We start from the raw sequence: 14,190 nt of genomic DNA, 5'->3' as shown, positions 1-14,190 counted from the left end.
AACTCACTTCGCGCTGGCGCGCTGCGTTCAGACAATCACGGCGAGCCAGATGACGAAGCAGTCCTGTCCTTCGGCAGGACTGCAACCCCGCAAGCACCACGACGCAGGCGCGGGCAGAAGGGGAGTTTGCTCGGGCCATCGCTTCGCTCGGCCTGGGATTTTTGGGGCTGGATCATGAGCCAGCTGTCCAATCTCTCGGCGCCGTTCATCTTCCGGCCCATTGCCACCATGCTGATGACCATCGGCCTGGCGCTGGCGGGGGCGGTGTCGTACTTCCTGCTGCCGGTGGCGCCGCTGCCGCAGGTGGACTATCCGACGATTTCGGTGTCGGCCAGCCTGCCGGGTGCAAGCCCCGACACCATGGCTGCCACGGTGGCGACGCCGCTGGAGCGGGCGCTGGGGGCGATTGCGGGGGTCAATGAGATCACGTCCAGCTCCAGCCTGGGCAGTACGCGCATCACGCTGCAGTTCGATCTGTCGCGCACGGTGGACAGCGCGGCGCGCGATGTGCAGGCTGCCATCAATGCGGCGCGCACGCTGCTGCCTTCGGGCATGCCGGGCAATCCTACGTATCGCAAGGTGAATCCGGCCGATGCGCCGATCATGATCCTGGCGCTGACGTCCAGCGCGCTGACGCGCGGGCAGATGTATGACGCGGCATCCACCGTGCTGGCGCAAAAGCTCTCGCAGGTGGAGGGCGTGGGCCAGGCGTCCATCAGCGGCGGGGCGCTGCCGGCCGTGCGCGTGGAGCTGGACCCGGTGAAGCTGGCGGCCAATGGCGTGTCGCTGGACCAGGTGCGTACCGCCATTTCGGCCACGAATGCCAACCGGCCGCTGGGCGCGGTGGAGCGCGAGGACCATTACTGGCAGGTGACCGCCAATGACCAGGCGCGCGTGGCGGCCGACTATGCGCCGCTGGTGCTGCGCTGGAGCAATGGCAATGCGATCCGGCTGCAGGACGTGGCCGATGTCACGGATTCGGTGCAGGACATCCGCAACTACGGCGTGGCCAATGGCAAGCCCGCCATCCTGCTGCAGATCTTCAAGCAGCCGGACGCCAACATCCTGGAGGCCGTGGCGCGCGTGCGCTCTTTGCTGCCGCAGTTGAAGGCGTCCATCCCCGAGGCCATCGATCTGACCATCGTGTCCGACCGCACGCCCACGCTGCGCGCCTCGGTGGTGGAGGTGGAGCGGGCGCTGTTGATCGCCGTGGCGCTGGTGATCCTGGTGGTGTTCCTGTTCCTGCGCAATGGCCGGGCCACGCTGATTCCGGCCGTGGCCGTGCCGGTGTCGCTGGCGGGCACGTTCGGCGTGATGTACCTGGCCGGCTATACGCTGGACAACCTGTCGCTGATGGCGCTGACCGTGGCCACGGGCTTTGTGGTGGACGATGCCATCGTGGTGCTGGAGAACGTGATGCGCCACATGGAGCGCGGCAAGACCGCACTGCGCGCGGCGCTGGACGGGGCGCGCGAGATCGGGTTCACCGTGGTGTCCATGAGCCTGTCGCTGATCGCGGTGTTCGTGCCCATCCTGTTCATGGGCGGCATCGTGGGGCGGTTCTTCCGCGAGTTCGCGGTGGTGATGTCGGCGGCCATTCTGATCTCGATGGTGGTGTCGCTGACCACCACGCCCATGATGTGCGCGGCGCTGCTGCGGCCGCAGCGCGTGCCGCAGCCGGGCCGGCCGCGCAATGGCCTGCAGCGCGCCTGGGACCGCTTCGGCGCCTGGGTGGGCCGTGCCGAGCGGCGTGCCATGTCCGGCTACCGCGCAAGCCTGGCCTGGTGCCTGCGCCACCAGCCGCTGGTGCTGCTGGTGCTGGCCGGCGTGGTGGCGCTGAACGTGCACCTGTACATGGCCATCGACAAGGGCTTCATGCCCAGCCAGGACACGGGCCGCGTGATGGGCTTCATCCGGGCCGACCAGTCCACCTCCTACCAGGCCATGGAGCAGCGGCTCAAGCGCTTCCTGTCCATCGTGCAGGAAGACCCGGCCGTGGAGTACGTGACGGGCTTCACGGGCGGAGGCCAGCGCAATGCGGCCAACATGTTCATGTCGCTCAAGCCGCTGGCCGAGCGCAAGGTGTCTTCCGACGAGGTGATCAACCGCCTGCGCGACAAGCTCAAGAACGAGCCCGGGGCGCGGCTGTTCATGGTCACGCAAAGCGATATCCGCATCGGCGGGCGGCAAAGCTCGGGCTCGTACGACTACACGCTGCAGGCCGACGACATCCAGGACCTGCGCACCTGGGAGCCGCGCATCCGCCAGGTGCTGTCGCAGCTGCCCCAGCTCACGGACGTGAACAGCGATGTGTCCGACTTCGGCCTGCAGACCTCGCTGGTGATCGACCGCGACGCGGCCACGCGCCTGGGGCTGACGGTGTCGCAGATCGACGGCACGCTCAACAACGCCTTCGGCCAGCGCCAGGTGGGCGTGATCTACAACCCGCTCAACCAGTACCGCGTGGTGATGGAGGCCGCGCCGCGCTACCTGCAAAGCCCCGAGACGCTGCGCGGCTTCTTCTTCGTGAACAACCAGGGCGTGCAGGTGCCGCTGACCTCGTTTGCGCGCATCACCACCACCAACACGCCGCTGGCCGTGAACCACGACCGGGGCACGCCGGCCAGCACCATCAGCTTCAGCCTGGCCGAGGGCGTGGCGCTGTCGGATGCCAGCGACGCCATCCGCGCGGCCGTGGCCGAGCTGGGCGTGCCCGTGTCGGTGCGCGGCAGCTTCAGCGGCACGGCCGGGGCCTTCCAGCAGGCGCTGTCGGGGCAGCCGCTGCTGATCCTGGCGGCCATCATCACCATCTACCTGGTGCTGGGCGTGCTCTATGAGAGCCTGGTGCATCCGCTGACCATCCTGTCCACGCTGCCCTCGGCCGGCGTGGGCGCGCTGATGGCGCTGATGCTGTTCAAGACGGAGTTCTCGCTGATCGCGCTGATCGGGGTGATATTGCTGATCGGCATCGTCAAGAAGAACGCCATCATGATGATCGACTTCGCGCTGGAGCGGCAGCGCGCCGGCCATGCCACGGCCGCCCAGGCCATCTACCGTGCCTGCGAGCTGCGGCTGCGACCCATCCTCATGACCAGCCTGGCGGCCATCTGCGGCGCGCTGCCGCTGGCCCTGGGCCGGGGCGATGGCGCCGAGCTGCGCCAGCCGCTGGGCATTGCCATCGTGGGCGGCCTGATGCTGAGCCAGCTGCTCACGCTCTACACCACGCCCGTGGTCTATGTGCTGCTGGACAGGCTGCGCCAGCATGCCATGGGCCTGCGTGGCCGCGTGCAGGGCAAGGACCGTGGCACCCCTGTGCCCGCCGCATCACCCCAGTGACCCGAATCCGAAAGCCCAAGCTGATGCAGTTCAAGACACTTCACTCCCCGGCGATCTGGCTGGCCGCCGCGCTGCTGGCCGGTTGCTCCACGCAGAGCGCCTACCAGCGCCCTGCGCTCGATGTGCCGGCCCAGTTCAAGGAAGCCACGCCCGAGGCGGCCGAGGCCGGCATCTGGCGGCCCGCAGATCCGTCGCGTGCGCAAGTGCCCGACAACTGGTGGGAGCTGTTCGGCGACGAGCAGCTCAACCGCCTGCAGCAGCAGGCCGCCACCGGCAACCAGAGCATTGCCCAGGCCGCCGCGCGCCTGCGTGCCGCGCAGGCGGCCGTGGCCAGCAGCCAGGCCGGGCTGTTCCCCACGCTGGGCAGCACGGCCGGCGCCACGCGCTCGCGCAGCGGCGGGGCTTCCGGTGCATCGGGTGCATCAGGCACGGGCGGCAACACCGGCAACACCGGCAGCAGCGGCAACATCTCGACCAACTACTCGCTGGGCCTGAACGCCAGCTGGGAACTGGACCTGTGGGGCCGCGTTTCGGGCACGGTCAGCGCCAGCCAGGCCAGCGCCCAGGCCAGCAGCGACGACCTGGCCGCCGCGCGCCTGTCGGCCCAGGCCTCGATCACGCAGACCTATTTCTCGCTGCGCGCGGCCGATGCCAGCGTGCGGCTGCTGCAGGAAACGCTGCAGGGCTACGAGCAAAGCCTCAAGCTCACCAACAACCGCTACCGCGCGGGCGTGGCCTCGTCGGCCGATGTGGCCCAGGCCGAGGCGCAGTACAAAAGCACCCAGGCCCAGCTCATCGAGGCACAGACCAGCCGCGCCCAGCTGGAGCACGCCCTGGCCGCGCTGCTGGGCCTGCCGCCGGCCGCCTTCAGCCTGGAGGCCGGCGCCGAGCTGCCGCCGCCGCCCGAGGTGCCGGCCATGCTCTCGTCCCAACTGCTGGAGCAGCGCCCGGACATTGCAGCGGCAGAGCGCCGCGTGGCCGCCGCCAACGCCCAGGTGGGCGTGGCGCGCGCGGCCTTCTTCCCGGCGCTCACGCTGTCGGCCACGGCCGGCTACCGAGGCGCATCGCTGTCCAACCTGGTGAGTGCGCCCAACCTGTTCTGGTCGCTGGGCCCGTCGCTGGCGCTGGCGCTGTTCGACGGCGGCGCGCGCACGGCGGCCGTGGAGTCGGCGCGTGCCTCGCTGGACCTGGCCGCCGCCACCTACCGCCAGACCGTGCTGACGGCGTTGCAGGAGGTGGAGGACAACCTGGTCACCGCATCCGCCCTGGCGCGCGAGCAGCAGGTGCAGATCGAGGCCGTGGCCGCCGCGCAGAAGGCGCTGGATGTCGTCAACAACCAGTACCGCGCGGGCACGGTGGCCTATCTGAATGTGCTCAGCGCCCAGACCACGGTGCTGTCGGCGCGGCGCAGCCTGATCGATGTGCGCAACCGGCGGCTGGCCGCCGTCAACACCTTGCTCAAGAACGTGGCCGGGCGTTGGCAGCCGCTGGGCCCGGCCTCCGTGCAGGGGCCGCAGGCTGTCGCGCGCTGATGTTCAGTCCTGCAGCTCGAAGGCCTGGCGCAATGCTTCGCCGAAGGCCGCGCTGCCGCTGAGCGACAGGTTCACCGTGGTGCGGCCATCCCCCGCCGCCACGGATTGCAGGCGCGCCGTGGTGGCGTCGAAGCGCCAGGCCAGCGGCTGGCCGCCGTCGTCCTGGGCCTGCAGCTCGTAGTCCCAGTCGCCGCCTTCCTCGATGGGGCCGCGCCGGCCCTTGAAGCGGCGGTGCGCCCAGGCCAGCAATTGCTCCACCTCGGCCGCCAAGGCAGGCACGCGCGCGGCGGCCACACTGGCCATGGCGTCCCAGCAGCCCGTGCCTTCGTCGTCTTCGCTGTAGTCGAAATCCAGGTAGTCGAGGGTCATGGTGGCGGTCCGCATGCGTAGTGCGTGGTTGGAAAAGGGAAAGCCCGGCATTGTGCCGCGTGCACAATCGCCCGCATCGCAGAACCGGAAAGACATTCAGATGGACACCGCACAGCAATCGATGGCGCCGCCGATGGTGAGCGCGCAGTCCCTGCGCTTCGGGCAGCCGGGCCTGCTGCTGTGGGATGGTGCCTCGCACGACTGGCCCGTGGGCCTGTGCTTGGTGCGCGGCGGCGAGGGCTGCGGCAAGACCAGCCTGCTGCAAATGCTGGCCGGCCATTTGCCCTTGCAGGGCGGGCGCCTGGCGTATCCGCAGCAGCCCAACCCGTCGCAGCGCCCCGCGCTGTTCTGGCGCGACCCGCGTGCCGAGCTGTCGAATGCCGAGCGCGCCCGGCCCGCGCAGGAATGGGTGCAGGCACAGCGGCAATTGCATCCGGCGTGGAGCGAGGCGGCCTGGCAGGCCCATGCCGACGGCCTGGGCCTGGAGCCCCATCTGCACAAGCCCCTGCTGGCCCTGTCCACGGGCAGCCTGCGCAAGCTGTGGATGGCGGCAGGCTGGGCCAGCGGCGTGCCGCTGCTGCTGATCGACGAGCCGCTGGCCGCGCTGGACCGGGGATCGATGGACCATGTGCAGCGCACACTGGCGGGGCTGAACCGGGCCGGCCAGCAATCTGCGCCCGTGGCCGGGCACGGGCCGCGCTGCGTGATCGTCGCGCACTGGGACGAGATGCAGGGCGTGGCCTGGGACGACGTGCTGGACCTGCCCGATCAGCCGCCGCTGCGCTGACCGGAGCCGGCGTCTACATCGCCACCTACATCGCCACCTACATCGCCTTGAACCGCTGCGCGTAGAGGCGGCTGACGGCCAGTTTTTCCCCTCGCTCGCGCAGCTGCAGCCACAGCCGGCCGGCCTCGTCGCGCTGGGCATTGGCAATGGCGGCTGCGCGCACCACCGTGCCGCGGTGCACCTGCCAGAATTCCTCGGCATCCAGCCGGGGCAGCAGTTCCTTGAGCGGCGTGCGCACCAGGTACTCATGCGAGGCCGTGAGCACGCGCACGTACTTGTCGGCGGCCTCGAAGTAGACGACGTCGTGCACGGGCACCATCTGGATCTGTGTGCCCACGCCGGCCTGGATCATCTGCAGCGGCGGCTCGGTAGCGGTGGCGGCGGCGGCGGGGGCCGTGGCGCCGGCCAGGTGCCGCAATTGCTCCAGCGCCTGCGCCAGGGCAGCGCCGGCCGGTGCCGCCGTGCGCTGGGCCAGCAGCTCGCGCAGGCGCTGCACGCTGCGTGCCAGCCGTTCGGGCTGCACGGGCTTGAGCAGGTAGTCCACGGCCTGGGCCTCGAAGGCGTCCATGGCGTACTGGTCATAGGCGGTCACGAAGACCAGGATGGGAAACGGCTGTGCCTCGGGCCAGGCGTCGGCCAGTTCGGCAGCGGCCTCCAGGCCGCTCTGGCCCGGCATGCGGATGTCGAAGAACAGCACATCGGGCTGCAGCGCCAGCGCCTGCCGGGCGGCACTCAGGCCGTCGCCCACCATGGCGGCAATCTGCAACTCGGGCCAGGCGCGGGCCAGGGCCTGGCGCAGGTCCTCGGCCAGCAGGGGTTCGTCTTCGGCGATCAGGGCGCGGGGGGCGTGGGTCATTTCAACCGGCGTTGGCAATGGTGATTTTGGCGAGCGTGCCGCCTTCGGGCAGGGCGGCCAGTTCGAAGTGCGCGGCGTCGCCATAGCGGCTGGCCAGGCGTTCGCGCAGCTGGGCCGTGCCGAAGCGGCTGCCGGGCAGGGCGGGCGCACCGGAATCCAGGCCCATGCCGTTGTCGGCCACGGTCAGCTCCAGCCGGTTGCCTTCGATGCGGCGCGCACGCACCGCGATATGCCCGCCTTCCAGCTTGGGCTCCAGTCCGTGGCGTATGCAGTTTTCCACCAGGGGCTGCAGCAGCAGCGGCGGCACGGGTACCTGGGCCAGGTCTTCGGGCAGGTCCAGCGTGTACTGCAGGCGCGGGCCCATGCGGATGGACATCAGCGCCAGGTAGTCGCGCAGGCGCGCGAACTCTTCGCCCAGCGCATGCTCGGTGCTGCGCGAGCCGCCCAGCGTGGCGCGCAGGTAGGCGATCAGATGGTCCAGCATGGCCTGGGCGCGCTGCGGGTCGCTGGCCACCAGCACGCGCAGGTTGGCCAGGGTGTTGAACAGCATGTGCGGCTCCAGCTGGGCCTGCAGCAGGGTGAGTTTGGCCTCGGCCGCCTGGCGTCGGGCCTGCTCGGCCTGCATCTGCAGGTGGCGCGAGTAGCCCAGCAGGAAGAAGGCCAGCGACATCACCGTGCTGGCGACGATGGTGACGGCCAGCGGTATCCACAGCCGGTGCATCAGGGCCGTGCTGGCGTCGGGATCGGCCCACTGCCTGTAGGCCGTGCCGATCAGCGACCCGATCACAAACCCCGTCACGATGCCAGCCACCACCAGCGCGGCGCCGCGCCAGCCGCCGGGCCAGGGAATGTCCTGGCCCCGCGTCAGGCGCCAGCGGCCCAGTTCGATGGTGAGCCAGCTGGTCAGGCCAATCGACAGCGAATAGATGAGGTTCACGTCCCAGCGGCCATGGTTGCTCAGGCTGAATGCGGCGGCAATCAGGGCGCAGGCCGAGGTCGTTGCGATGCCGTGGCGCAGCAGCGTGGTCCGTTCCACGATGTGGCCCTGTGCGGCCCGCTGGGATGGGGCGTTGGATGCGGGGTCGGGCATGGAGAGCAATGGTAGTCCCATGGCGTCGCTCAGCGGGCGCGGCCCTGGTCCTGGCGCTGGTCCTGGCGTGATTGCAGCGCCTGCCGCTCGCGCTCCACCATGCGCCCGTGCCAGCCGTGGCCCGGCAGGGCCAGCCAGACCACGGCGCCGTGGATGGCCAGCCCCAGGCCCCAGCCCAGGGCCGGGAAGAGGGCCCAGTGCCTGCCCTGGGACAGCGACAGCGCCGCCAGCCCGAGGTTGACCAGCACATAGACGCTGGCGTGGATCATCCAGCCCATCTTGGCGCCTGCGCGGCGGCGCGCCATGCGCTCCAGGGCATTGTCGTCGTGGCGGGCAGAGGGATCGAGGGGGGCAAGGGGATCGAGGGTACGCATAGGAAGTTCTCCGTCAGGGGGAAGGAAAGCGGCGTCAGGCCAGGCCCAGCTGCTGCCACAGCAGGTCGCCCAGGTAGCGGCCGGGCAGCAGTGTGAACACGCCCGCCACGACGCAGGCGCCGATGTATACGCTGCGCATGATCTTGCGGTGGCCGGCGATGTTGCCGTGGTACAGGTGCCAGAACGAGCGGCCCAGTCCGGCAAAGGTCAGCGGCACCAGCAGGTGGACGGGCGTGTAGCCGGCCCAGTTGGGCAGGCGGTAGTCGCGGATGAAGCAGGCGGACACTGCCGCGCAGACCATGAGCGTGACGAAGGCGTAGCCGGCCGCGCGGTGCAGGCGGGGATGGACGGCGGCCTGGCGGCGTGCCAGCAGGGCGATGGCACCCGTGGCCGTGGCCCCGAGGGCGGCACTCATGTGGATGGCGATCAGCGGTGTCATTTGCATGGCGGTGTCCTGGCGTGCGGCCCGGTTCTGCGGGCCTGTATGGGACAGGACTGTCGCTGCCGGACGCGGGCCGGGCCAGCGCCATGCGACGGACGGGCGCCGGCGGGGTGCCAGATGCATCGGGGCGCCGCGAGCTGCAGGAATCTCCGTGGTCGTTGGAAGATTGCGGCCATGAGGAGTGCGTACGGACTATCGGGTAGGGCCTTTGAATTCAATCACCTGCAGGATTGCTCCAATGCAACAGATTGAGAAAATTCATAGCAGCGCCCCCATGTGGTTGGTAAGCTAATGGATTCTGCAAATCATTCTCAATATCATCCTCATGCCCTCCATCCGCCCGATTTCCCTGGCCGTTCTCTGCCTGTGCAGCCAGCAGGCCCTGATTGCCCAGACCCGGGGCGGCGACCCCGTGCTGGAGGCCGTGACGGTGGAGGCCAGTGCCGACGCATCGGCCCAGGGCCTGTCCAAGCCCTTCGCAGGCGGCCAGGTGGCCACGGGGGCGCGCAACGGCGTGCTGGGCACGCTGGACTGGAAGAACTCCTCGTTCTCCACCACCAGCTACACCCAGCAGCTGATCGAAGACACCCAGTCCAAGAGCGTGGGCGATGTGCTGCTCAACGACCCGGGCGTGCGCCAGGCGCGCGGTTTCGGCAACTTCCAGGAGCTGTATGTGCTGCGCGGCTTCCCGGTGTACTCGGACGACATCGCCTACAACGGCCTGTACGGCCTGCTGCCGCGCCAGTACATTGCCTCGGAATTCTTCGAGCGCGTGGAGGTGCTGCGCGGCGCCAATGCCTTCCTCAATGGCGCGGCACCGGGTGGCAGCGGCATCGGCGGCACCATCAGCCTGCTGCCCAAGCGCGCCGGCAACGATGCGCTGACGCGCGTGGGCGCCGGCATACAGACGGGCGGCCAGGCCTTTGTCTCCACCGACATCTCGCGCCGCTTCGGCCCTGACCGGAGCACCGGCATCCGCCTGAACGCCGTGCGCCGCGACGGCGGCACGGGCGTGGATGGCGAAGACCGCTCGCTCACCGCCCTGGGCGTGGGCCTGGACTGGCGCAGCCGCAACCTGCGCCTGTCGGGCGACGTGGGCTACCAGCGCAACAGCTACAACGGCGGCCGCCCCAGCGTGACGCCGGGCAACTTCATCCCGGCCGTGCCCGACAACAAGACCAACTACGGCCAGAACTGGTCGTACTCCACCGAGCGCGACCTGTTCGCCACGCTGCGCGCCGAATGGGACATCAACGACACCACCACGGCCTGGGCCGCAGGCGGCCTGCGCCGCGGCAAGGAAGACAACTCCCTGAGCGGCGTGACCGTGAGCAATGCGGCCGGCGACACCACGGGCACGCGCTTCGACAACAAGCGCAAGGACAGCGTGGGCACGGGCGAGGTCGGCATCCGCACGCGCCTGGCCACGGGCAGCGTGGGCCACGAGCTGGTGGCCACGGCCAGCACCTACTCGGCCACCGAGCGCAATGCCTGGGGCATGGGCTTTGGCGTGGTCAACAACATCTACAACCCCTGGAGCAGCGCACGCCCGGCGATGACGCTGTTCGGCGGCAACCTGGCCGACCCCACGCGCGCAGGCGAGACCCGGCTCAACAGCTTCGCCATCGGCGACACGCTGACGATGCTGGACGAGCGCCTGCGCCTGACCGTGGGCGTGCGCCGCCAGAGCATCGAGCAAAGCAGCTACGACTACAACACGGGCGCGCAGACCGACAACTACAAGAAGTCCGCCACCACGCCCATGCTGGGCCTGGTGTTCAAGACCAGCGAGAACACCTCGGTCTACGCCAACTACATCGAAGGCCTGACCAAGGGCGCCGTGGCGCCGCAGACGGCCAACGACCTGCCCGTGTCCAACGGCGGCCAGGTGTTCGCGCCCTACAAGTCGCGCCAGAAGGAAGTCGGCTTCAAGTGGCAGGGCCGGCAACTGGGCGCCACGGTGGCGCTGTACACCACGGACATGCCTTCGGCCTATGTGGCCAACCAGGTCTTCGGCCAGTACGGCAAGCAGCGCAACAGCGGCCTGGAGGCCACGGTCTTCGGCGAACCCGTCAAGGGCCTGCGCGTGCTGGGCGGCGTGACCTTCAGCGAGGCCAAGATCCGCGAAGCCGCCGATGCCACCACCATCGGCAACTACGCCATCGGCGTGCCCAAGCGCCTGCTCAACCTGGGCGTGGACTGGGATGTGCCCGGCGTCTCGGGCCTGGCCCTCAATGCGCGCGTGATGCACACCTCCAGCCAGTACGCCAACGGCGCCAACACGCTGAAGGTGGCCTCGTGGACGCGCACCGACATCGGCGCGCGTTATCTCATGGACATCGGCAACAACCGCCTGCTGACCCTGCGCGCGCGCATCGACAACCTGTTCGACAAGGGCTACTGGTCGTCCGTGGGCGGCTACCCGGGCGCCAACTACCTGGTGCAGTCCATGCCGCGCACCTTCTCGCTGAGCGCATCGGTGGATTTCTGAGCCGGAGCGATCTGAAGCATGCGCGCGTTGTGGACGGTGGTGCACCGCTGGATCGGCCTGGTGCTGGCCGGTTTCCTCACCATGGCCGGCCTCACCGGGGCCGTGCTGTCCTGGGACCATGAAATCGACGAATGGCTCAACGCCGACATGCTGGAGACTCCGGCCCGCGGCGCGCTGAAGACTCCGCTGGAGCTGGCCGCCGCCGTGCAGGCCAGCGAGCCGCGCGCCGAGATCAGCTACATGACCCTGGGCCTGGTCGAGGGCGAGGCCGCCATGTTCATGGTGCGCCCCCGGCCCGACCCGGCCACGGGCCAGGCGCCTGCGCTGGGCTATGACACGGTCTTCGTCGACCCGGTCAGCGGCCGGATCACCGGCCAGCGCAACGGGCGCAGCTTCGCGCTCAGCCAGCGCAACCTCATGCCCTGGCTGCGCCACCTGCACGAAAGCCTGCTGGCCCCGCGCTTTTGGGGAACGGACCGCTGGGGCTACTGGTTCATGGGCACGCTGGCCCTGCTGTGGGTGGCCGACAGCTTTGTCGCGCTGCTGCTGACCTTTCCCGTCAAGCTCAGGAAAAGCGTCCCGCGCCTGACGGCGGCCGCGGGATCGTGGTGGCGGCGCTGGCTGCCCTCATGGCGAGTGCGCTGGGGCGGCGGCGCCTACAAGCTCAACTTCGACCTGCACCGTGCGGGCGGCCTGTGGGTCTGGGCCGTCATCGTCATCGTGGCCTTCACCTCGTTCTCGCTGAACCTGTACCGCGAAGTCTTCTACCCGGTGATGAGCACCGTCTCCACCACCACGCCCGGCCCCTACGAAACCCTCAAGCCCGCGCCCCAGGGCACGCTTCTCGTGCCCCAGGTCTCGTTCGCCCAGGCCATCGCCATCGCCCAGCAAGAAGCACAGCGCCTGGGCTTCGCCCAGCCCGCCGGCGGCATCTGGTGGGGCGGGGACTTCCCGTTCTACAACATCTCCTTCTTCGACCCGCACGACGAAACCGGCGCCATGGGCATGGGCCTGTCCAACATCTACGTCAGCTCGGACAACGGCGAAGTCCTGGGCACCTACCGCCCCTGGCACGGCACGGCAGCCGACGTCTTCGTCCAGCTGCAGCTGCCCCTGCACAGCGGCCGCATCCTCGGCACCCCCGGCCGCGTGCTCATGTCCTTCGTCGGCGTGCTCGTCGCCGTCCTGTCGATCACCGGCGTCATCATCTGGTGGCGCAAACGAAGGGCTAGGAAGATGACCCCCTGAGCGGCTGCGCCGCTTCTCCCTTCTCGCTTCGCGGAGGGGGACGCAGCCCTCACTGCGGGGCGGCCCTTGCTCGGCTGCCCGCGCTTGAGCCCTGCGAGTTTGAACGGCTGTCGGTAGTGCACGGCTCCATTGATAGCCAAATCAGAAAACTATCCGCCTAAACAGCAAAGCCACCGAAAACGGTGGCTTCAATGAAAGCTTGCTGCAGAAATAGGGCGCAGCCTCCAAATCTGGCGCGGCCCGACACCAGAGACGCCGAGCAAGAGCCGCCTCACGGCGGGGGCGCCTAGCCGAGGGCGTCGTCCCCCTCCCCCGCGAAGCGGGTAGAGGGGGGAAGCGGCGTCAGCCGCTCAGGGGGAGCTTCAGTCCTTCTTCAAGCACTCGCTCATGAACGCCTTGCGCTCGTCGCCCTTCTTGCCGGTGGCGTCGGCATTGCAGGTCTTCATGCGTTCCTGCTGGCGCTTCTTGCCGTCGGACAGGCAGGACTTCATGAACTCCTTGCGCTCGTCGCCTTTCTTGCCGGTGGCTTCGGTGTTGCAGGTGCCCATCAGCTTTTGCTGGGCCGTGGGGGCCTTGTCTCCGGCGGCCATGCCGATGCTGCAGGCCAGGGAGACGACTGCCAGAACAACGATTTTTTTCATGATGGAATGGTTTTGAAGGCGCGCTGAAGTCCAGCGCACCCACATTGCAGCACAGTGCCGGGCGCGCAGCAACGTCGCGGGCCGCGCGCTGTAAAAGTTTGCGATTGCCGCCGACAGACGGGCAGGAGGACACCGGCAAGCCACGGCCAGCGCAGATAATGGCGCACTTTTGCATTGCGACAGGACGCTTGCCGTGGACATTCTTTTGCTGGTCAAGGCCGCCATCATGGGCATCGTGGAGGGACTGACGGAGTTCCTTCCCATCTCTTCCACCGGGCACCTCATCCTTGCAGGCTCGCTGCTGGGCTTCGACGATGCCAAGGCCAAGGTCTTCGACATCGCCATCCAGACCGGCGCCATCTTCGCCGTGGTGCTGGTGTACTGGCAGAAGATCCGCTCCACCGTGGTCGACCTGCCCACCAGCCGCCAGGCGCAGCGGCTCACGCTGAACGTCATCATCGGCTTCCTGCCGGCCGTGGTGCTGGCGCTGATCTTCGGCAAGTTCATCAAGGCGCACCTGTTCACGCCCACCGTGGTGGCCACCACCTTCATCCTGGGCGGCTTCGTCATCCTGTGGGCAGAGCGCCGCCCGGCATCGGCCACGCGCGTGATGACGGTGGACGAGATGACGCCGCTGGATGCCTTGAAGGTCGGCCTGATGCAGTGCCTGGCCATGATTCCCGGCACCAGCCGCAGCGGCGCCACCATCATCGGCGGCATGCTGGCGGGGCTGTCGCGCAAGGCAGCGACCGACTTCTCGTTCTTCCTGGCCATTCCCACGCTGATCGGCGCCGGTGTCTACAGCCTCTACAAGGAGCGTGCCCTGCTGTCGGCGGCCGACATCCCCATGTTCGCCGTGGGCCTGGTGTTCTCCTTCATCAGCGCCTGGCTGTGCGTGCGCTGGCTGCTGCGTTACATCTCCACCAACAGCTTCGTGCCGTTTGCCTGGTACCGCATTGCCTTCGGCATCATCGTGCTGGTGACGGCCTTCACGGGCGTGGTCGGCTGGAGCGAGGGCTGATGC

The 14,190-nt window shown here is 68.8% G+C and carries 12 protein-coding genes; 6 read left to right on the top strand and 6 right to left on the bottom strand.

Annotated elements, in window-relative coordinates:
• Positions 1–174: 174 nt before the first annotated feature.
• Positions 175–3,336, top strand: a complete 3,162-nt coding sequence (locus ACFPFG_RS08875) for a multidrug efflux RND transporter permease subunit (RefSeq protein ID WP_380106113.1) — start codon at positions 175–177, stop codon at positions 3,334–3,336.
• A gap of 23 nt (positions 3,337–3,359) precedes the next feature.
• On the top strand, positions 3,360–4,868 hold the full coding sequence (locus tag ACFPFG_RS08870) for an efflux transporter outer membrane subunit (RefSeq protein ID WP_380110247.1): 1,509 nt from the start codon (positions 3,360–3,362) through the stop codon (positions 4,866–4,868).
• Positions 4,869–4,871: 3 nt separating this feature from the next.
• On the opposite strand, the gene ACFPFG_RS08865 is transcribed toward ACFPFG_RS08870, so the two are convergent.
• Complete coding sequence (locus ACFPFG_RS08865; RefSeq protein ID WP_197957046.1) at positions 4,872–5,237, bottom strand: hypothetical protein; 366 nt, start codon at positions 5,235–5,237, stop codon at positions 4,872–4,874.
• Positions 5,238–5,250: 13 nt separating this feature from the next.
• Between ACFPFG_RS08865 and ACFPFG_RS08860 the strand changes: the two genes are divergently transcribed.
• The gene (locus ACFPFG_RS08860) at positions 5,251–6,024 is read left to right on the top strand and encodes an ABC transporter ATP-binding protein (RefSeq protein ID WP_197957045.1); all 774 of its coding nucleotides are present in this window, start codon (positions 5,251–5,253) and stop codon (positions 6,022–6,024) included.
• A 37-nt stretch (positions 6,025–6,061) separates the two neighbouring features.
• Here the strand turns inward: ACFPFG_RS08860 and ACFPFG_RS08855 are convergent, their stop codons facing one another.
• The 4 genes from ACFPFG_RS08855 to ACFPFG_RS08840 are packed head-to-tail and all read right to left on the bottom strand — an operon-like array spanning position 6,062 to position 8,789.
• Positions 6,062–6,880, bottom strand: coding sequence for a LytR/AlgR family response regulator transcription factor (locus ACFPFG_RS08855; protein ID WP_380106110.1), 819 nt, complete (start codon positions 6,878–6,880; stop codon positions 6,062–6,064).
• Position 6,881: 1 nt separating this feature from the next.
• A complete protein-coding gene (locus ACFPFG_RS08850) occupies positions 6,882–7,970 on the bottom strand; it encodes a sensor histidine kinase (RefSeq protein ID WP_380110245.1) in 1,089 nt (362 codons plus the stop codon).
• Between the two features lie 29 nt (positions 7,971–7,999).
• A complete protein-coding gene (locus ACFPFG_RS08845) occupies positions 8,000–8,344 on the bottom strand; it encodes a 2TM domain-containing protein (RefSeq protein ID WP_380106108.1) in 345 nt (114 codons plus the stop codon).
• 34 nt (positions 8,345–8,378) lie between these two features.
• Positions 8,379–8,789 carry a DUF2306 domain-containing protein gene (locus ACFPFG_RS08840; RefSeq protein WP_183017750.1) on the bottom strand — a complete coding sequence of 137 codons (411 nt, stop codon included), beginning with the start codon at positions 8,787–8,789 and terminating at the stop codon, positions 8,379–8,381.
• Positions 8,790–9,111: 322 nt separating this feature from the next.
• Between ACFPFG_RS08840 and ACFPFG_RS08835 the strand changes: the two genes are divergently transcribed.
• Positions 9,112–11,277, top strand: coding sequence for a TonB-dependent receptor (locus ACFPFG_RS08835; RefSeq protein WP_380106106.1), 2,166 nt, complete (start codon positions 9,112–9,114; stop codon positions 11,275–11,277).
• 18 nt (positions 11,278–11,295) lie between these two features.
• Complete coding sequence (locus tag ACFPFG_RS08830; RefSeq protein ID WP_380106104.1) at positions 11,296–12,525, top strand: PepSY-associated TM helix domain-containing protein; 1,230 nt, start codon at positions 11,296–11,298, stop codon at positions 12,523–12,525.
• Between the two features lie 362 nt (positions 12,526–12,887).
• Here the strand turns inward: ACFPFG_RS08830 and ACFPFG_RS08825 are convergent, their stop codons facing one another.
• Positions 12,888–13,166, bottom strand: a complete 279-nt coding sequence (locus tag ACFPFG_RS08825) for a PsiF family protein (protein ID WP_183017753.1) — start codon at positions 13,164–13,166, stop codon at positions 12,888–12,890.
• Positions 13,167–13,359: 193 nt separating this feature from the next.
• Here ACFPFG_RS08825 and ACFPFG_RS08820 point away from each other — a divergent pair, with 193 nt between their 5' ends.
• Positions 13,360–14,187 (top strand): undecaprenyl-diphosphate phosphatase, encoded by an 828-nt coding sequence (locus ACFPFG_RS08820; RefSeq protein ID WP_183017754.1) that lies wholly within the window; start codon positions 13,360–13,362, stop codon positions 14,185–14,187.
• The last annotated feature ends 3 nt before the right edge of the window (positions 14,188–14,190 follow it).

This window comes from Delftia deserti, from assembly GCF_042653485.1.
Lineage (GTDB): Bacteria > Pseudomonadota > Gammaproteobacteria > Burkholderiales > Burkholderiaceae_C > Comamonas > Comamonas acidovorans.
This window is presented reverse-complemented; position numbering and strand designations above follow the sequence as displayed.

Bases quoted from the DNA above. Each gene is read 5' to 3' on its own strand.
- ACFPFG_RS08875 (WP_380106113.1), top strand. From the start codon at position 175: ATGAGCCAGCTGTCCAATCTCTCGGCGCCGTTCATCTTCCGGCCCATT.
- ACFPFG_RS08870 (WP_380110247.1), top strand. From the start codon at position 3,360: ATGCAGTTCAAGACACTTCACTCCCCGGCGATCTGGCTGGCCGCCGCG.
- ACFPFG_RS08865 (WP_197957046.1), bottom strand. From the start codon at position 5,237: ATGACCCTCGACTACCTGGATTTCGACTACAGCGAAGACGACGAAGGC.
- ACFPFG_RS08860 (WP_197957045.1), top strand. From the start codon at position 5,251: ATGCGTAGTGCGTGGTTGGAAAAGGGAAAGCCCGGCATTGTGCCGCGT.
- ACFPFG_RS08855 (WP_380106110.1), bottom strand. From the start codon at position 6,880: ATGACCCACGCCCCCCGCGCCCTGATCGCCGAAGACGAACCCCTGCTG.
- ACFPFG_RS08850 (WP_380110245.1), bottom strand. From the start codon at position 7,970: ATGCCCGACCCCGCATCCAACGCCCCATCCCAGCGGGCCGCACAGGGC.
- ACFPFG_RS08845 (WP_380106108.1), bottom strand. From the start codon at position 8,344: ATGCGTACCCTCGATCCCCTTGCCCCCCTCGATCCCTCTGCCCGCCAC.
- ACFPFG_RS08840 (WP_183017750.1), bottom strand. From the start codon at position 8,789: ATGCAAATGACACCGCTGATCGCCATCCACATGAGTGCCGCCCTCGGG.
- ACFPFG_RS08835 (WP_380106106.1), top strand. From the start codon at position 9,112: ATGCCCTCCATCCGCCCGATTTCCCTGGCCGTTCTCTGCCTGTGCAGC.
- ACFPFG_RS08830 (WP_380106104.1), top strand. From the start codon at position 11,296: ATGCGCGCGTTGTGGACGGTGGTGCACCGCTGGATCGGCCTGGTGCTG.
- ACFPFG_RS08825 (WP_183017753.1), bottom strand. From the start codon at position 13,166: ATGAAAAAAATCGTTGTTCTGGCAGTCGTCTCCCTGGCCTGCAGCATC.